Source organism: Maribacter sp. IgM3_T14_3 (genome assembly GCF_049603095.1).
Classification (GTDB): Bacteria; Bacteroidota; Bacteroidia; order Flavobacteriales; family Flavobacteriaceae; genus Maribacter.
In genome coordinates this window covers 2,224,921-2,244,283 of sequence record NZ_CP187138.1, presented here as the reverse complement: position 1 = coordinate 2,244,283, position 19,363 = coordinate 2,224,921, and the positions used below count along the sequence as shown (strand labels likewise).

Below are 19,363 nucleotides of genomic sequence, written 5' to 3'. Positions count from 1 at the left end.
TTAATTTATTTTAGCAGACCTTTATCCTTCATTTCTGAAATGGATTTATTGTAAGCATCTTCTTGAATTTCTTGTGATGAAACCCACTCGCAAAATCTCTCGATTCCTTCTTCAAAACTAACCTTGGGAATAAAACCTAAATCTTTCTGTATTTTACTTAAATCAGCATAATTATCCCGAATATCGCCTAATCTAAAATTTCCAGAAACTGCGTACTTCACATTACTATCATATGCTTTTACAAGCGACTTAGCAACCTCTAAAACTGTAGTTTGTACACCAGATCCTACATTATAAATATTATAATTTGCGCTTTCTTTTTCAATACCCAAAATAGTAGCATCTACAACATCATCTATGAACACAAAATCTCGACTTTCTAAACCATCTTCAAATATATTAATATCATTACCATTCTTTATAATAGTAGAGAAGATAGATAAGATACCCGTATAAGGATTAGAAAGCGATTGACCTGGCCCATAGACGTTTTGATATCTAAAAGCCACTACAGGTATATTTAAGGTCTTACCAGCTATCATACACATATCTTCTTGTGCTTGCTTAGTTAAACCATATATTGAGGAAGGATGAATCTTACTAGATTCATCTGTAGCTAGCAATAAAGTCTTCTTATTACATATCGGACATTTAACAGAAAAATCTTTGTTTTTCATATCCTCTTCAAAACGTTCTGTAGGATAAACAACACCATGTTCTGGACACTCGTACTTACCTTCACCATAGATAGACCTTGATGAAGCAATGATAATTTTTTCTACTTTATGTTCTTTATTATTCGCTAAAATGTCCAAAAGAATTGAAGTGCCTTTTATATTGACATCAGTATACTTCTCTATTTCATACATAGACTGACCTGTTCCTGTTTCTGCAGCAAAGTGCACAACCATTTCTTGACCTTCTAACGCCTTAGTCCAATCTTCCCTATTTCTAACATCACCATTTATAAAACGAACCTTATTCTTAATTTGAGAATACAATGTAGAAGACTCTGGATTATTACCATGAATTTGTTCTGATAAATTATCTAAAACACTTACTTGGTAACCTTTATTTATAAGCTTTAAAGATAAATTTGTGCCTATAAAACCAGACCCGCCTGTAATTAAAATTTTTTTACTCAAACTTGGTTGTTTTAAATTATATATATAAAATAGGATTAACACCTATTATTGAAACAAAAATATGCAAATTAGTTTATTGCCTAAAACTAGCCTAAGAACACTCTCAACTATTAGAGAAACGAATCTTTAATATACGCCTTAAAAGTACTACAATCCACCGTAACCTTATTCTAATGATTTTAAAAAATGAATTAGAGGTTTTACCTCCCGTGTTAGAAATATTTGCTCCATGTCTTCGATAGTAAATTAAAGGGCGATTATAATAATATGTATTTCCATAAAAAGAACTTATAAAAAATACCCACATATCATGCATTTCAACATTTTTCGGAAATGGAAGTGCATATTTAAGAAGGTGTGATTTAAATGCCATAGTAGCTCCCACGCATTGATTCTTTATAAAATTTCTTTGAATACCTTGATAATTTTTAGAAGAATCGTACATTAATTTTCCTTCTGAAATTTTAGTGTTAAAAACATTTAGATTAGTATAAATTAAATCATTTTTAACCAATAACTTTAGAGACTCTTTTACTTTGTTAGGGTACCAAATATCATCTTGATCAGAGAGAAAAATAATATCACCTTTTGCTTGACCAATTACGAACTCAAAATTGTTAATTACATTTTTAAACGAGCTTTGAAATAACTTTATTCGACTATCCTTAATAGAATTAATTATTTCAATAGTTCTGTCAGTAGAACCATCGTCTGAAATTAATACCTCATCGTATTCAGACAATTGTGGTAATATGGAAGATAATTGTTCTTCAATGAACTTCTCTCCGTTAAAGGTGGTCATACAAACCGATATTTTGTTCATAAATGCAATTATATTTTAATAAAAAGCGCTCAAGTACACCTTGAATTATTGTATTTTTTCAGCAGTACTTCTTTCTACATAACCTTCTATAACAATATCTGGTTTAATAAGGTCTACATATTTTTCTCCATGACCCCAGATATACGTAACCTCATAAAAATGAAGGGAATAAAACTGAATTAGTTTTGTTGTATAAGAATCTCTAAAAACAAGGACTTTAAGCTTGTTTCCACAATATCTATTTCTAGTAATTTTTGTCTGTTTTGGATAACCTTTGGTTGATAAAAATTCTATTTGATCTTTATCCTTTTTAAGTGTAAAATTAGGAGTACTTTCTTTAAAGTACCCATCATTTTTTACCCCAAGCATTTGAATTAGTTCTCCTTTTTTAAAATCATTCCATTCTACTTTAAAGTCGTCTAAAGTTTTAGGATTTATTCCGAGTTTGTCGAAGTTATCATTGAAAAAGCCCTGATAACCTAAAAAAGCCCCATAATCATTCCAATGAGTATCAAACTTATGATACAATTGATTTTCGTTTTTTCCATTAATCAAAACCAATCTTGAATCAAATAGTTTTATCGATGATTTACTATTTTCCAAAAAACTTAAAATTTGATCTATTCTTGAAACCGTATCTTTTATTTGCATACTCATAGTTTCAGGAAGATATTCTGGGTAGACAGTGTGTTTATTTGGCCAAAATGTCAAGAAATATTTGGCTCCTTTAGACTCATAATTAATTTTATTCTGTTCCCATTTTTTTACTATTCTTTGTAAGGTGTCTTTAGAAATCAAATTTGTATGGGTATAGCTTTTAAAAATTTTACCATCAATCCTATTATAATACAACCAATCTTGTTTACCGAATTTTACTAACTCAGGATGTATTGAAGATCGAAATAATTTTGTTCTATAAGCTCCTCCAAAATTGATTAAGTAATTTCTTAAACCAAAATTATCATCAAAAAATGTCTCAAACTGTTTTGGATAATATTCAGACACTCTAAATTGAGGTCTGCTAGCCAACTTTCTTTTTTCTAAATTTTTACCAGGCTCTATAAGTTTAAAAGTATTCTGTAAAACCGGAAGCGTTAACATCATAAAGAATAGCACTATAAAAACAGCTTCTTTTGTTAGTTTTATTTTTCCAATATTAAAAAAAATGAACAGAAATAAAACTACTGTTATGAAAGCTGAAACTAAAAAAGGGTAAACAATGAAAGGCTGATTTCTAATTGCTATTAACTCATTAGATGTACGTCTCGAACTAAAATAAGGGTCGAAAATCTTTTTATTTTTACGCATTGCAGAAAGACCTTTGAATGTTCCATTCTTATCTATTTTTTTAACATAGTTATTTGGTTTAAAAAGTCGATTAAATGCTTCTACATCATAAATGATATCTTGCTCATCTAAAGAGAACCTTATACTTCTGATTATAATAGAATTTTGATTTTTATTATTACCTATATCTAATCTAAGTCTATTTAGACTAGCTATCTTAGGTACCATAAATGTAATTTCTTGAAATTTATTATTTCCAATTATCTCTACATCTACAGTCTTTTTATGAGAAAAACCATCTTTTTCTACTTCTTCATAAAACAATTGAAACATATCATCTTGAAGCACTTTTGCTAACAAAACAACTTTAAGATTATTATGGGTTGTGGTTTTTAAATTTTTTAGCAAAAAGCCTAACCCTACAAAGGTCAACAGCCCAAGTATGACTAATACATATTTTCTAAATGTTAAACTTGAACTCATATGTTTAAAATCTGAAATAGATAAATGGGTTATAACTAGACTGTGCTAACTCTACAATCGAAAATAAAAACAAAAAAATATAAAATGTAAAAATCGCAGTTTGTTTTATGTTACTTATAAATGGTATTTTGGACTTATCCCAAAAGACATTCACTTTTTCTCTTATTGGCATTGAAAATATTAATGCCAAAACAATCATGATTGTAGTATATCGATTCAAGTAAACAAATGCAATCCGGTTATGACCATTAGTTAAACCAAGTAAACTTTTGACAAAAACAATTCCTTCTGCCATAGTTTCTACCCTGAAAAAAACCCATCCAAAGAGCACTACAATTAAGACATATAAATGTTGGAAAAACTTAGGCCATTTAACAACTTTTAAAATATTAGCTCTTTCAAGTATTAAGAAAAATCCATGAAAAAGCCCCCAGAAAATAAAATTCCAACTTGCTCCATGCCATAATCCTGTTATGAAAAAGACTATGATAAGATTTCTATAGGTCATAAATAAGCCGCCTCTACTGCCTCCTAAAGGTATATATAGATAATCTCTAAACCATGTTGACAATGATATATGCCAGCGTCTCCAAAAATCTTGAATCGAATTAGATATATAAGGATAATTAAAGTTTTCTTTAAATGTAAACCCAAGCATCTTACCTAAACCAATTGCCATATCTGAATAGCCAGAAAAATCAAAATATATTTGAATAGCATAACAAATAATTCCTAACCAAGCAGAACCGGTCGTTATTTCAGCTGCCGATACAGAAAAAACTTGATCAGCAAAAAAAGCAGCATTGTTAGCAATCATTACCTTTTTAGCAAGCCCTCGAATAAATCTTATTATTCCTTCAGTAAATAAAGGTGTTGTAATTTCTCTCTTTTTAATTTGCTGATCAACATCATGATACCTAACTATTGGCCCCGCAATTAACTGTGGAAAAAAGGAGATGTAAAGCCCTAAGTGCATAAGATTTTTTTGCACTTCGGTCTCTTTTCTGTAAACATCTATTAAATATGATATTCCTTGAAAAGTAAAAAACGAAATACCTATTGGCAAAAGAATGCTTTTATTATCATAATTTAAGTACAACCCTAGTTCTTGAAGGTTCGCTATTATGAAATTTGCATATTTATAATAAAATAATAAAGCCAAATTACCAAAAATTGCGGCACCTAGAACTAGTTTAGTTAGTCTTGTATTTCTTTCCAAAAAATATGCAATCCCTAAACCAGAAATATAGTTTATACTTATCGAAAATAACATTAACAGTACTAACAAACCCTCTCCCCAAGCATAGAATAACAAACTTGCCAGTAGTAAGAAAATATTTCTATACTCTTTCTTTAGTAGAAAATTGATAATTAAAACAAGTGGCAAAAAAATAAAAAGGAATACTGTAGAGCTAAAAACCATTTAATATTAATTCGCTATTTGTCTATTGGAGGTTGAAACAAAAATATACATTATAAAATAAAATTAACGTTTGATTTTTATTATTTGAAGGAAATATCTTATCATTTCACTTAGTGATTGAAGCGTCACTATTTACTATGTCTTCAATTAATGATTTTGTTCTTTTTTCTCTGCCTTTGTAATTTGTATGATAATGTGAGTTTAAAAAATATTCTCTTGGTAAGACGTACGGCTTATTATTGCTTAACAAAGGTATATTGGTAATATTTGAAAAGTACCTCCAAAAAGGAAGTAATTGTTCAGCATCATAATATCCTTCTATAATTACAGGTGGTGTTATATAGAAATCAATACCCTCTTTTTTAAAATACCCATGATAATATTGAAGACTTTCTATCAGTTTTGAATTGACATTTAACTTAGGTAAAGTATGAATGCTTATTTTTTTTTCATAAGAACCTTCTAAAAACTGAGCCTTAAGATTGTCTTTATAAAAAGCATTTATACTATAAACTGAATTTAAGTTTTTCCTTCTTTTAAATGGAAACCTTTTTATATTAAAATTAATTGTTTTAAATAGCCCTGTAAGTGTCGAAACAAAAAGAGTTTTATCTGTTAGTAGCACTTTAATTTGCGATAAATCATAAGTTACTATTTTAGGCAGTTCTATACCGTTCATCCTATTCCAATATTGACTTTTTAGCCCTCCGTATTCCTTAGTTAATATTAATATATCCCCTTTGTTTAATTCTTCCTTTACTTGTTCTATAACATATTTTAATGGAAGCCCCCCGTGTAGTGCCATATTAACTACCGAAACACCCAACTTTTTTTCCATTAATTGAGAATCAATACCAAAACTACCATTACTCCCTCCTATAATTACAATTTTATTTCCATGTGCAGATTTTAACTTTTCAAGCTTAGGAGAAATACCAGCGATATATTCCTTGTCATAATCGGGATTTATAAACATTGCTAAAAAAGAGAAGACCCCAATTAGAGTAATAAAAATTATGATTTTAATAATTAATTTACCTGCCAAGTTTAAATTTTTTAAAATTGAAAATATATAAATGCGGCTTTTTCATTACTACCATATACGCCGTAAACTAAAATATAGAAAATAAGTGATAAATAATAAGTCCACCTAACTAATAAATGTTGCTTGTGTAATAAGTTCATAAGGTTGTACTTTCTTTCTAATAAATTTGCTAAAAGCAGAACTAACAAGGCTATATAAGCTACTTTAAACTCGGTTCGATTTAACCCAAGATCATATATACCATTACCAAGAATCACTTCAGTATTTAAAACAAATAAATTTTTAACTATATAAAAAGCATCAGATACTTTATTGGCTCTAAAAAAAATCCAAGCAAAACTTACAAGGCAGAAGGCAAGGCTGACTTTATAAAATTTATAAATGAAATTGTTCTTGTTAATATTAAATCGACCATTCTTGATTTTCATCAATGGTGTTAAAACTATATCCAATACTTGATACATTCCGTGAAGTAAACCCCAAATTAAAAAATTCCAACTTGCGCCATGCCACAGTCCACTTACAATGAAAACAATCAATATATTTCTATATTTTTTCCAATTAACCACTCGACTTCCTCCTAAAGGAAAGTATAGATAATCTTTAAACCACGATCCTAGTGATATGTGCCATCTACGCCAAAATTCAGGAATTGATTTAGAGAAATAAGGTCTATTAAAATTTTTTGAAAGGTCAAACCCAAGAACCTTAGCAGCCCCTATAGCGATATCGGTATAACCAGAAAAATCGCATAATATCTGAATAGAAAAGAAAAAGGTAGCAACAACCAGTTCTATGCCTTCATATTCCGTAGGGTTATTATAAACTGTATCAACTAGAATTGCTAACCTATCTGCAATTACCATTTTTTTAAAAAACCCCCAGGCCATTAGAATTAGACCCTCTTTAATTCGTTCATAATTAAAGGATTTGGCACTATTAAATTGTGGTAATAAACTCGCTGATTTCTCTATAGGACCAGCAACCAATTGCGGAAAGAAAGAGACAAATAATGCATATTTTCCAAAATGCTTTGTAGCCTTAATTTTACCCTGGTAAACATCCATCGTATAACTAAGGGCTTGAAATGTATAAAACGATATGCCTACAGGCAACATTAAATTAAATTTTGGCGCCTTATACTCAATATCAAAGATTGAAATGAATGAAGTTAGGCTATCTCCTATGAAATTATAATATTTAAACAACACTAATATACTTAGATTGACAAAGAGGCTAATTGCAACGTATAGCTTTTTACGCCCTATTGAACTTGCATTTTGTATTAGTATACCACTTAGAAAAGTTGTGCTTGTAGATATCAATAATAAAAATGCATACTCTACATTCCAACTCATATAAAAATAATAGCTGGTTATAAGTAACCATAACCATCTTATTTTCTTTGGAAAAAGAAAATACAGTATAACCACTATAGGAAAGAACATTAAAAAGTTAAAAGAATTGAAAAGCATTTAATGTCCTTTTTTAATTATACCAATTTTATCTAAATACCCTTTATTGGGTTCTTGTATCAACTTTATTAAAATAATTACCTGAACAAATCATTAAAAATAGAAAAGATATTACATAAAGTGGTTTAGAGGTTTGAAAAGCAGACTCAGTTAAAAAGAGAAAACTCAAAGCAAACAGAAAAACCATTAGCATATCATTTTTATACTGTTTGGTTTTATATAAGAAGAGAACAAGGATAAATAATAAAAGAAGACTACCTACAATACCAAATTCTAATAAATAGGTCAAGTATTGATTATGGGAATGATTCAACTCTAACAATGATGACCCAATACCAATTTTATTATGATATGCAATTTGTAACATATTATTAGATTGCCCTATACCATAACCAAAGTAAGGTTTTTCCTCAATCAAACTCCAAGTTACTTCCCATAGTACAGAACGACTTTTGTCTATCTTATTTATAAGATAAAACAAACTAGTTGAAAATACGCCCAATATTACGGTGTTTAGTAATAGTCTAATTCTAAAATTAGAGGTTATTAAAACATTCAATAACACAAATAAATAAATAAATAAACCGACTCTAGTAGCTGTAATTAAAATAAAACTAATTAGTATCAAATGATATACACAGACTAATAGCAAGCTCTCTACCCTCTGTTTATAAAGCTTTTGTACAAAAAGCACACCGGCTATTCCAAAAAACGTTAAAAAAGCCGCATGGTCATAATAGAGCCACCCCCTTACATCTCTACTGTATAGTTTAATATTATTAAAATAATCTATAAGGTCTAGACCATATAACTCATTGAACCAAGACAAAAAACCTATACCAGAACTTATTATCATCGCATTAATGACCATTATCATTATTACATAGTACTTATAAACTTTTTCTACTGGTATGTGTACAGTAGCATAAATCAAGGCCCATAATAAAAGCCCCATTTGCATATCGATATCCGAGAAGTTAGAAGGTCTACCAAACAATAAAAAAATGCAAAAACATCCTACATATAAAAGGGTTAACGGAATATATTGCGATTTACTTTTATTGAATAACAAATCATAAAGTCCATAGATTCCTAATAATATTGTGGCAAATGTTGTCCAAGCTATCTTTAACGGGATACATATAACAAATAGCAAGCACAGAATTTCAATAACAGAAATGGATGGTTTTTTAGAGGTAACAAGGATAAAATAAACAAGAAGTAAAATAACAAAAGGAAGCAATAAGAATAGCGTGTATTCTTTTTTGACAATAGTAAATTCTACCAATTGCGAAAATATAATATAAGGGTCAAAAGGAACTACATTTTTTTTAAACCTAATAATTTTATTTTCTTTATCTAAATCTACAGAAGCACTCGTATTAAATATCTTTTGAATCAACTTATCACTCTCAATAACTATTGTATCGTTTTGAAAAAGAAGCTGTAACTCTTTAATCTTAAGCTTATCTATATTGGTATTATTTCCGAAATCTAATCTAAATTTTTTTAGTACTTTATTAGAACTTGGCAAGTAGAAAAATAAGGTGTCGTTTGCTGAACTTGTATTCTTTATAACATAATCAGAGCTAAAAACATTATCATAGGTATATAGTAAAGAAGCATCAAATGGTTTTTCATTCTCCAAAATGAACTTAAAGCCATAGAAACCATTCTCCAACTTATTTTCCATATGACTTAGATAAAAAGAAGACAAAAAAGTAGAGCATAATATGCCAAGAACAACTATTAAAGAAAAACAGTACTTCTTAGCGACAAATTTTATCATATCAACCTTACTTCCTAATTACTTAATTTGAAATCGCCTTCTTGTAAACTATTTTCTTATTCTGAAAAAAAGCGAATACTATGCAATACACTAATTGAAAAGAAATTCCTGTAACAATAAGCATATTAGTAAAAATGTTTAAAAGCACAATAACAGATAAAATGGCTACCGTTGTAACATGATAATTACTTTTCTTTGGAACTAAAAACAGAATTAAAAAATAAACTAAAAGGTTAGCTATAAATAATAAATATGGTCCTCCCCAGCCTAAATATGAATATGACCGTGCATAGGTGGTACCTACCGTTAACCAAGGCACAATTCTAACCAAATCTTTTCTTTCAATATTTAAAGGCTCACCTAAATTTTTAGATATAATTCTAGGTAGATTTTCATAAAAAACAAAACCCGTAAAATCATATTCTTCAACATACTTCTTATTAACCGTATTTTGAAAGTTGGCTAACGGCGAGGCAACATATAGGTAAGTCCAATAATATTCTTTAGGTATGGACGACTCCATAAACTCTTTGTTTACCTTACTTTGTGTGTATATAAATTCTTCTCCTGATCTTAAATTACCCACGTATCCGAAACAAAACAGTCCAACTAGCGCCAATAAAATCAGTTTCAATTGATTTTTGAACTTCACCTTACCTACAAAATGAAGGAATATGAATACAGAAGTTATTACCCCAAACATTATAATACTTCTATTGATTATTAAAAGAGCTGGCACATATAAAAGAATATAGTATAATAGTACTTTTCTATCTTTACTAGACATATAAACCGCAAAGGAATGGGCAATTAGAAAAGAATTAAAAGAAATTAATACTCCATGTAAAAGAGGTATGCCAAATTCGCGATAACTAACACCTGGTCTTCCTAAAATAGTAGATAACAAAGGAATATCTTGCTCATAAAGAAATTCAGCAAAATACAATACTGCAATTATATAAAAACAGTTCCTTATTAGTTTGCTTTTTGTTCTTGTTTTTGTTTTTCCTATAAGCTTAAACTCATTTACAGTGATACCAAGGAGTAAGAAACAAATAAAAGTTATTGTGAAAAACACTTTCATCCCTAAACTCAAGTTAGGATATATGTCAGACCAGTTAAACGTATATACTACAAAGGTCAGTGCAAAACCTAAAACATATATATAAAAAGGGTTTTTAAGTAGTCTAAACATTGATTAGCAACAAATAATTATTTGTTCATAGATTAAACAAAAATACACTTACCAATTGAAAACAGGAGATTTAATTCTAATATGCTCAAATTTTCTTAAAAAACGAATAGAACATTCTAGTAAGCTGATATTCAAATCTGTATTTATTCAAATGATAATAGCATCAGATTTTTATGTTTAAATCTTACGTAGTGAAAATTTCTTAGCTTTTTATACAACTCAGAAAGTCCTACAAAACAGAATACGTTATAAGATTTGAATTTAATTTATTATTATTTTCTTAAAAACAACTTCCTTTTCCATTTCAATTTTTACCAAATAAATTCCTTTTCCCGCAACGGTTAAATCAAGTGTAGCAAAAAGCTTATCGCTGACTTCAGTATTGTACACCAATCGACCGTTCATTGTAAAAACACTAATCTTAGTAGGTAGAGTATTCTTTAGCGCAACAGTTAATTGTCCTTGATTAGGTACGGGGTATATGACTGGGTTGGTATAACTTATCTCAAATGGCAATTCACTTTCATCTGTTGTTATAAATATTCTATCCCAACTAACACCTTCTTCTGTTGATGAAATTCTTAACGGATATACACCTTCTGGAATATTCTCAAAAGCAACCATAACCCAACTTTCATCACCAAAACTATTGGTTATTGTAGTTTCTAACAACATCTCGTTTTCTAAGTCATTGAAAGATACATTTAAACCATTGCTCGCGTTATCTAGCCCAGATGCGTTTATCCAAACGTAATAAGTTCCTTCTGAAAAAGTTACTAAGCGATATTCCGTATACCCATAACTACCGCTACCCACAGGTACCGTTATTATTTCATTGTCACTAGCCTCGATAAAATTGATTACTTGAGCATTACCTGCCAAAAACCTATAATCTTCGGCTTCAATAAAAGTACTTTCTGTTAACTCTACTAATGAGTCTTTAAAGTCATTTACAAAAGATATAGTTAATATATCGCTACTGGTATATTCGCTATCGTTAGCCGTTAGTTTTAATACGTAAACACCCTGCTCATCAAAGGTAATATTGGTTTCTGCACTCGTAGCATTCTCAAAAATTACATTTGCATCTTGTGGACTAGATTCAAGACTCCACTGAACTGTCACCAAACTATTCTGCGGCAAATCATCGTCTGAGACATCACCAGACAACAATAAAGTATTATTTGGGTTTAAAAGTATTTGGTTTTCTCCTAAATCAACAGTTGGTGCCGTATTAGTCAACTCCTCAACACCGATGAATTCATTAGCTCCTATATCAATACCGTTACCTGAAATATTAGCTAAATACACCGCTGTTATCAAGCCATTTTTGCTTGAAAAACTAATACCACTATCTATACATGAACTTGTTGCTTCTAATGTGTAATCTGTCCTCAATAATGGATCAACAAAAATATTATTGGAATCTGCCGCTACGTTATCAAAATCATCTCCGTTGTTAAACAAGCAATTATAGTCTGCATAAGAATTATTGTCTAATTTTTTAAGTCCAACCGTTTCATTATTTACAATAATATTATTTATAACAGCCATATTATTAGCGCCTGTAATACCATAATTATTATTATCAAAAACATTGTTATACACCAACACTTCTTCGTCAATGTATGAGCCTTCAAAATCCTCCACGGTATTACCGTCTCTAGTAGTACCTAAACCTACCATTGCACTATTACGGATTACATTGTTATGGATTATAAATTTCCTACCAGAATTGCCATCATAATCTATGAGTTGAATGCCGTCTTCATCTGCACCCGAAATATAGTTGTACCTGATTATATGTGTACGTTGTGAAAAATCATTGTTGTGTAACCTAATTTCAAAACCATCATCCCCAGGGTTTATTATGGTGTTGTATTCTGCAATCCAATCTAAACTATCATCTGCGTCAATAGCTTCATCTCCATTATTTTCAAAGTAATTGTATGCAAAATAACCGCCAGCCGCTTCTATATTTAAAGCATCACTACTATTATCAAAAAACTTACAATATGTTACTTTCATAAACTCGCACTCTAGTGTCACTTGTTTTCGAGCGCCCTTAAAGGTCAAACCAGTACATTCTGAGCCATTAGCAGCTTCTGTAAAAAGTAGTAGTGGATCTAAATTGGTAGGACCAGTAATGATGGTAACATCAATATCCGCTTCGTTGCTTGAATTTAAGTATTCCGATGTTATTTTTATAGGCTTATCTACGATTATCGTTTCCTGTACAGTATATAATCCTGGTCCTATTAAAACAATATCATTATCATTCGCTGCATCAACGGCATCTTGAATGGCCTCATAATCTTGTGGTACTCTTATTATATTAGAATTTACATAAGAATCGACTATACAAAGTTCGAATGAATCTATACAAGAATTGGTGCCGCCAAGATCAAGAACTAAGTCTAAATAATCTGAACCTATAAAAAAAGGAAGAGAAACCTGTTCCCAACCACTAGTTTCTGTCCATCTTTTAGAAGTTATCTTTTCCACATTACCATTAGATAATGATTTATACACCCCCGCAGATAAGCTCTCGTTAGCAGGTATTTTGATCCAAAAAGTTAATAAATATTCTGTGTTTGGTAATAGATCAAATTCTTGTGAAATGGATCCATTAGCAAAACAAAACGAAAAATCCCCTTCGTGTGGAGTTTCGTCATCTATTATGTGACCATCGTTTGTAAGCCAAGGACCTTCGTTACTATTATAAAAAGGCAGTTCAACATTAGTCTCAAACCCTGGTTCTTGAATGGCAGAGACTGGCTCGCATTGTCCGTAGGAATGTTGCAAACCACAAAAAGTAAATAAGATGAACAAAAAAAACCTCATAGCATAATACCCGTTAAATTAGAGTTAAGATATTTACTTTAAAATAGTATAGCTATTGGTATTAATTTTATCGGAAACTTCTTTCAAATACTGTTCTAAAAGATTACTATTTTCTAACGAAATCGTTGAGAGTTTATTGTTCAATAAGAAGTTAAAAACTACATGCAACGCAAAATAATCATCCCACTTTAAAGGAGCTGGCTTATAGCTTACACCCATAGTTACAAGTTTCATCATATTATCATTGTTGGAAAGATCTATTTCTTTCATTTTTTTATCTTCAGTCATATCTATCATGAAAGAAAAATCAAAAACTTTTATATGACCATTTTCATAGATGAAATTATCTAATTTAATATCTCTATGAATTAAAGAAAGACCTGTAAACTCATCTACTATTCTAATTAAGTCTCCTAATTTATCTATATTTTGATAAGCCCATTCTTCATTTAACACTATTCCATTTGCTCTTTTTAAAATAAGAGCCTTATAGCCATCTTTCTTTATATAACCTTTATGTTCAATTAAATGATCTTTTAAAAAATCATTTTTTTGTAATTTTTTGTACGCCCTATTTTCGTTCTTTAAGATTCTAGGTAAATTTGTGAATTTAATAAAAACAGGATCACCCACTTTATCAACAGCTGTGAACAAGTACAAGTCATGGTGCCATTTACTTAGGTTAAAGGTTTTTATTTGGTGATAACCATTTTCCTTAAAAAAACCAACAATAAATTTTTTGTTTTTCAGATAAAACCTTCCATTTTTTAAGTTTCGGTAAACTGCGGTCAATAAGTTTCGTAATAAGGCCATATTAATTTTATGCGTTTTATTCTCTTATGCTTTTTTAAACAATTAATTAGATATTATTCTATATAAACCACCATCTTCAATAACAAATAAAAGAACTAAACTAATAGAACAATTTGAAAACGCATTACCCTACTTTTAATTGCCAATTTTAATACCTAGCTTTTTAAAAATTTTTTTGATTAAATTTTTAAATGCCCTAAAATTTTCATGCTTTTTACGGCTTTGAGAATAAAGAATATGTTTAAAAGGCTCAATAATTTTAGTATTATAAAAAACGGTTAAATCTCTTGGCTCAACATAGTTATAATTATTGAGCATCATAAAAGAGTTAAGGTCCTTTAAAACGTCATAATTTAGGAAAGAAACATTGTTATAATTAAGCTCTAATTCTTTTGACAAGTGCATTAGTTTTATCACATAATCTGATATCACCTTTTCTTTATGAATAAATGCATGATACATTAATGAGTAGAAATGATTATCTCTATTAGGTATAAACATATTACCGAATGATATACGAGTATTTAAAATGTTTTGTTGCCACTTATAATCGTAATAACCATCTCCTATAAATCTAAAATCAAAAAACACCTTTTGTTCATTGATCTTAACTAAGTACTGTACTCTCCTTTTATCGCTATAAGTTGGTTTAGCATTAGAGATATCAGCTAATAAACGTTTGTTATCAGTTAACACATCAATATCCGGATGTAAATTTTTTAATTCATCTTCTATATTAACAAAATTTCTTAAAACAACATATTTTGCAAGTTCATTAAAAGCAGAAAAGACTTGGTCTAAAGAATTCCAACCGTGAGCACCAATTAAATCATCAGTAAATGTCTTGTTTACTTCACTCTCCTTTGTATTTAAAAAATCTTCATACTGAATGCCATATAATAAATAAATATTACTCCTAGCTTCTGTAACATTGTCTGAACCATGTATTTTATGACCACCACCTGTCCACTCCCGATATCGCTGTTTAGCGTCGAACATATTTATGTTTACAGGCTTTATTCCTTTAGATGTTTCCCGTAACTCATATACCGGTTGTTTATCTCTAATTATAATACACAAAAAAGTATCTGTGCCGCAGTGTTTTTCTTTTGATGAGTTTTTTGGCAGGTTTTCACCATAAAAACGAGATAGGTTCTCTGGAAATTTTTGCTTTGACCATGTAGTATCAATACATTGCAAAATTTCAAAATGTTGCCGAACATCATTTAAAATTTTCTCCTTTTGGTTTAACCCCTTACTCCAAACTATAAAAACATGTACTTCTTGTGTTCCCATCAACCTTCAGATATTTTCAATACTTGTAAATCCTTTTTACTTATCACTTTTACTAAAAATATGGTAACTAAAAAAATTATTAGATCTAGCCCCATAGAAATCACAAAGTGTAGGTTTTTTAAAAATTCTAATTTATGCAAATATGAGAGGAAAAGTCCGGTTAACACCACTATACCCAATGTAAAGATGTTTTGCCTCCTATATCCAACAAAATTATGAACATTCTTTAACACTGTTATCTGCAGAATATTTGAGCATAATAAAGCAATTAAAATTGAAACTGCAGCCCCTATATTTCCATAATACTTGGCTCCAAAATAAAGAAGAACTAACCCCACTGTAAATGACATTAATCTTATATAAAGTTGCCTTTTACTATCTCCTAATGCCAATAAGTTTTGACCAGTAAAACCTAATGACACATTGATCCATTGCCCCAAAGCCAAAACTTGCAATACATTAACCCCACTTACAAAATCATCTGTGTACAATAACTCCATAATCTCTACACCATAAAAGAATATTGCTCCAAAAAAGATAGATGCCATTATCATGGTCCATTTAGAAGAATAACTACTCAACAAAGCGGCTTTATTCTTTTTACCCTTTTGTAAAATTTTGCTCATTCTCGGCAAGTACATGAAAACCAATATCGTTAATATTAAGGGTAGTAAATTACTAATATTAAATACTGAGTAATAAATCCCTAATTGCTTTTCCGAAACGAAGAAATTTAGAACAACCTTGTCCAAATTTGCGCTCAAAATAATAAGAACTGAAACCCCAAAAAGAGGAATGGTATAAGAGGAATATTCTTTTAATAATTTACTCTTTAAATCTATTGCATTAATTTTTTTGTAATAAGACTTAATGGATAATAGGTTGAGTATAAAAACAACTAATACATATGCCAAATATGCCTGTGCAATTTGAAATTTATGCTCAAAAAAATGAAAGTATGCCCATAAAAACACTAGATAAGCTGAGAACCCAAATATATCGTTAATTAAAACTTTTAGTTTAGGTTTTTCAACACCACTATAAATACTAGTATATAATGTGTTTAAACTAAAAAAAATGGTTGCGTATAAAAATGGAGATTCAACACCAAAAAGAGAAGGGTTTATCAACCCTAATGAAACGACTAAAATTGTCATTAAAGCTGTTAAAGCCAACGATATACTAATTAACAACTTCTTTTTATCAAAAGACGTTTGTATTGCCAAAAATCTAATAATAGAAGAATTGAAACCTAAGGTACAGAATGTACTTAATAATAAAACTATGGTAATACCATACTTAAACTTTCCAAAATCCTCTACACCTAAATGAATAGCAAGATACTTATCAATTAATATGGTTAGTAAAATTTTGTATAGAGTTCCAGCAGCAATAAGTAAACTCCCTTTGGCCAGACTACTCACAAATTATAGTTTTAATTAATCAATGTTAAAAGTATGACACTAAAATTTAGACAAACACATAGCAACACTATCTCTCCAGTAAGGTATTGTTATATCTAACTCATTTTTGATTTTAGACTTGTCCATAACGCTAAAAGATGGTCTTTTCGCTGGTGTTGGATAAGCCTCCGATTTAATAGGTGCTAACTCAACCTTAGTTTTACTAATATCAAAAATAGATTTAGCAAAATCATACCAACTAGCAACACCTTCATTACTAAAGTGAAAAATGCCAAAATCGATACTCTCTTTGTGTATAAAAGTAACTATAACTTTTGCCAAATCTACCGCGTAGGTCGGTGTACCAATTTGATCAACGACTACACCTAACTTGTCTCTTTCTGAGCCTAATCTAAGCATAGTTTTTAAAAAATTATTACCATACTCTGAATATAGCCATGAAGTTCTAATTATTATATGTTTCTCCCAAGATTCGGCTATAGCAATTTCACCTTTAAGCTTAGTTTGCCCGTAAACACAGATAGGGGTTTCCTTATCTTCCTCAGAATACAAAGAAGTTTTCTCCCCGTCAAAAACAAAATCTGTTGAGATATGTATTAATATCGTATTAAATAAACTACAAACTTTAGAAAGGTTTCTAGCACCAACAACATTAACCTTTGTAGCAGCTTCTATATCAGTTTCTGCTTTATCAACGGCTGTATAGGCTGCACAATTAATGCAATAAGAGATATCATTCTTCTTAAAAAAATCATTAACTGCATTATAATCTGTTATATCTAATTGCTTAGAACTAACAAAAAGAAAATTTAAATCACCTTGCTCCTCGCTTACTTCTTTAAGACAGGTAGCTAGTTGTCCATTACCTCCCGTTACAAGGATATTTTTCATAATCTAGCCTTATTTAAAGTTGGCAAGATTAAATCCTTTTCAGATACTTTAATTTGATCCGAATCTACTTTCCAATCTATCTCTAAAGTTGAATCGTTAAAAATGATTCCACCTTCAGATTCTTTATTATAGTAATTATCACATTTATAGAAAAATTCAGCCGTTTCAGATACTACAGAGAAACCATGCCCAAATCCTCTTGGAATAAACAATTGTCTTTTATTTTCACCACTTAATTCAATAGCTACATGTTGTCCATAAGTAGGAGAACTTTTTCTTAAATCAACAGCTACATCAATAACAGTTCCATGCAAAACCCTAACTAATTTTGCTTGTGCATATTCTCCTAATTGATAATGAATTGCTCTTATAACGCCTTGCTGAGAAAATGATTGATTGTCTTGAACAAATTCTACGTTTGTTCCAATGCCTTTATTAAATCTTTCTTCATTAAACGATTCAAAGAAATAACCTCTATCATCGGCAAATAAAGTTGGTTCTATAATAAAACAACCCTTTAACTTAGTCTCTATAAAATTCATTGATTTTTATTTAAAATACCTAGAAGATTTTTGCCGTAACCACTCTTCATTAAAGGTTCTGCCAGCGCTTTAAACTGATTTTTATCTATATATCCCATTTCATAAGCCGCAGCTTCAATTGCACCAATCTTAAGTCCCTGGCGTTCTTCAATTACCTCAACAAATTGAGAAGCCTGCATTAACGATTGAAATGTACCGGTATCTAACCAAGCTGTACCTCTATCCAAAATACTTACGCTTAGTTTACCTTGTTTTAAGTATTCTTTGTTTATATCTGTAATTTCTAATTCACCTCTTGGACTAGGCTTTATGTTGGCAGCTATTTCAACTACATTATTATCATAAAAGTATATACCCGGAACCGCAAAATTAGACCTTGGCTCAATAGGTTTTTCTTCAATGCTAATTGCAACGCCATTTTCATCAAATTCAACTACACCATATCTTTCTGGATCATGAACTCTATACGCATAAATAATACCTCCATCTGGATCATTATTATTTTGAAGTAGTTTTGCCAAACCAGAACCATAAAATATATTATCTCCTAATACAAGTGCAACCTTTTCTTTACCTATAAAATCAGCACCTATTATAAAAGCTTCAGCCAGCCCGTTTGGAGCATCTTGAACTGCATATGAAAAAGAGCAGCCAAATTTTTTGCCGTCTCCAAGCAAATCTTCAAAAAGTGGTAAATCTTTTGGCGTAGATATTATTAGAATTTCCTTAATACCCGCATACATTAAAGTTGACAACGGATAATAAATCATCGGTTTATCATAAATAGGCATTAATTGTTTACTAACTGATAGTGTTAGTGGGTGAAGCCTAGTTCCTGATCCTCCTGCCAAGATTATTCCTTTCATACTTTTTGGTTTGATATGGTTA

15 protein-coding genes are annotated in these 19,363 nt (G+C 30.1%); all 15 read right to left on the bottom strand.

Translation table 11 applies throughout. The annotated features are described in order from the left end of the window. Positions 1-5 precede the first annotated feature (5 nt). On the bottom strand, positions 6-1,145 hold the full coding sequence (locus ACPF9A_RS10020) for an SDR family NAD(P)-dependent oxidoreductase (protein ID WP_424004049.1): 1,140 nt from the start codon (positions 1,143-1,145) through the stop codon (positions 6-8). A 103-nt stretch (positions 1,146-1,248) separates the two neighbouring features. After that, positions 1,249-1,968 carry a glycosyltransferase gene (locus ACPF9A_RS10015; RefSeq protein WP_424004047.1) on the bottom strand — a complete coding sequence of 240 codons (720 nt, stop codon included), beginning with the start codon at positions 1,966-1,968 and terminating at the stop codon, positions 1,249-1,251. Between the two features lie 45 nt (positions 1,969-2,013). Then, positions 2,014-3,738: an alginate O-acetyltransferase AlgX-related protein gene (locus ACPF9A_RS10010; protein WP_424004045.1), complete on the bottom strand. Its 1,725-nt coding sequence runs from the start codon at positions 3,736-3,738 to the stop codon at positions 2,014-2,016. Positions 3,739-3,742: 4 nt separating this feature from the next. Then, positions 3,743-5,161: an MBOAT family O-acyltransferase gene (locus ACPF9A_RS10005; RefSeq protein ID WP_424004043.1), complete on the bottom strand. Its 1,419-nt coding sequence runs from the start codon at positions 5,159-5,161 to the stop codon at positions 3,743-3,745. 106 nt (positions 5,162-5,267) lie between these two features. Continuing rightward, positions 5,268-6,206: a hypothetical protein gene (locus ACPF9A_RS10000; RefSeq protein ID WP_424004041.1), complete on the bottom strand. Its 939-nt coding sequence runs from the start codon at positions 6,204-6,206 to the stop codon at positions 5,268-5,270. A gap of 11 nt (positions 6,207-6,217) precedes the next feature. Beyond that, the gene (locus ACPF9A_RS09995; protein WP_424004039.1) at positions 6,218-7,564 is read right to left on the bottom strand and encodes an MBOAT family O-acyltransferase; all 1,347 of its coding nucleotides are present in this window, start codon (positions 7,562-7,564) and stop codon (positions 6,218-6,220) included. Between the two features lie 160 nt (positions 7,565-7,724). Then, entirely contained in the window at positions 7,725-9,374 is a 1,650-nt protein-coding gene (locus ACPF9A_RS09990) for an O-antigen ligase family protein (RefSeq protein WP_424004037.1), read from the bottom strand. Between the two features lie 118 nt (positions 9,375-9,492). After that, positions 9,493-10,416: a hypothetical protein gene (locus tag ACPF9A_RS09985; protein WP_424004035.1), complete on the bottom strand. Its 924-nt coding sequence runs from the start codon at positions 10,414-10,416 to the stop codon at positions 9,493-9,495. Between the two features lie 510 nt (positions 10,417-10,926). Further along, positions 10,927-13,470 carry a T9SS type A sorting domain-containing protein gene (locus tag ACPF9A_RS09980; protein ID WP_424004033.1) on the bottom strand — a complete coding sequence of 848 codons (2,544 nt, stop codon included), beginning with the start codon at positions 13,468-13,470 and terminating at the stop codon, positions 10,927-10,929. 72 nt (positions 13,471-13,542) lie between these two features. Next, a complete protein-coding gene (locus ACPF9A_RS09975; RefSeq protein WP_424004031.1) occupies positions 13,543-14,322 on the bottom strand; it encodes a hypothetical protein in 780 nt (259 codons plus the stop codon). A gap of 135 nt (positions 14,323-14,457) precedes the next feature. Next, on the bottom strand, positions 14,458-15,618 hold the full coding sequence (locus ACPF9A_RS09970; RefSeq protein ID WP_424004029.1) for a hypothetical protein: 1,161 nt from the start codon (positions 15,616-15,618) through the stop codon (positions 14,458-14,460). Further along, a complete protein-coding gene (locus ACPF9A_RS09965; protein ID WP_424004027.1) occupies positions 15,618-17,042 on the bottom strand; it encodes an oligosaccharide flippase family protein in 1,425 nt (474 codons plus the stop codon). The genes ACPF9A_RS09970 and ACPF9A_RS09965 overlap by 1 nt, the downstream gene beginning before the upstream one ends. A gap of 39 nt (positions 17,043-17,081) precedes the next feature. Continuing rightward, entirely contained in the window at positions 17,082-17,933 is an 852-nt protein-coding gene (rfbD, locus tag ACPF9A_RS09960) for a dTDP-4-dehydrorhamnose reductase (protein WP_424004025.1), read from the bottom strand. After that, positions 17,930-18,475 carry a dTDP-4-dehydrorhamnose 3,5-epimerase gene (gene rfbC / locus ACPF9A_RS09955; RefSeq protein WP_299318388.1) on the bottom strand — a complete coding sequence of 182 codons (546 nt, stop codon included), beginning with the start codon at positions 18,473-18,475 and terminating at the stop codon, positions 17,930-17,932. The genes rfbD and rfbC overlap by 4 nt, the downstream gene beginning before the upstream one ends. Then, positions 18,472-19,341, bottom strand: coding sequence for a glucose-1-phosphate thymidylyltransferase RfbA (gene rfbA, locus ACPF9A_RS09950; protein ID WP_424004023.1), 870 nt, complete (start codon positions 19,339-19,341; stop codon positions 18,472-18,474). Before rfbA ends, rfbC begins: the two co-directional genes overlap by 4 nt. Positions 19,342-19,363: the final 22 nt, after the last annotated feature.

Coding starts and splice junctions, on each gene's coding strand:
- ACPF9A_RS10010 (WP_424004045.1), bottom strand. CDS start 3,738: ATGAGTTCAAGTTTAACATTTAGAAAATATGTATTAGTCATACTTGGG.
- rfbC (WP_299318388.1), bottom strand. CDS start 18,475: ATGAATTTTATAGAGACTAAGTTAAAGGGTTGTTTTATTATAGAACCA.
- ACPF9A_RS09995 (WP_424004039.1), bottom strand. CDS start 7,564: ATGAGTTGGAATGTAGAGTATGCATTTTTATTATTGATATCTACAAGC.
- ACPF9A_RS09970 (WP_424004029.1), bottom strand. CDS start 15,618: ATGGGAACACAAGAAGTACATGTTTTTATAGTTTGGAGTAAGGGGTTA.
- ACPF9A_RS09975 (WP_424004031.1), bottom strand. CDS start 14,322: ATGGCCTTATTACGAAACTTATTGACCGCAGTTTACCGAAACTTAAAA.
- ACPF9A_RS10005 (WP_424004043.1), bottom strand. CDS start 5,161: ATGGTTTTTAGCTCTACAGTATTCCTTTTTATTTTTTTGCCACTTGTT.
- rfbA (WP_424004023.1), bottom strand. CDS start 19,341: ATGAAAGGAATAATCTTGGCAGGAGGATCAGGAACTAGGCTTCACCCA.
- ACPF9A_RS10015 (WP_424004047.1), bottom strand. CDS start 1,968: ATGAACAAAATATCGGTTTGTATGACCACCTTTAACGGAGAGAAGTTC.
- rfbD (WP_424004025.1), bottom strand. CDS start 17,933: ATGAAAAATATCCTTGTAACGGGAGGTAATGGACAACTAGCTACCTGT.
- ACPF9A_RS09990 (WP_424004037.1), bottom strand. CDS start 9,374: ATGGAAAATAAGTTGGAGAATGGTTTCTATGGCTTTAAGTTCATTTTG.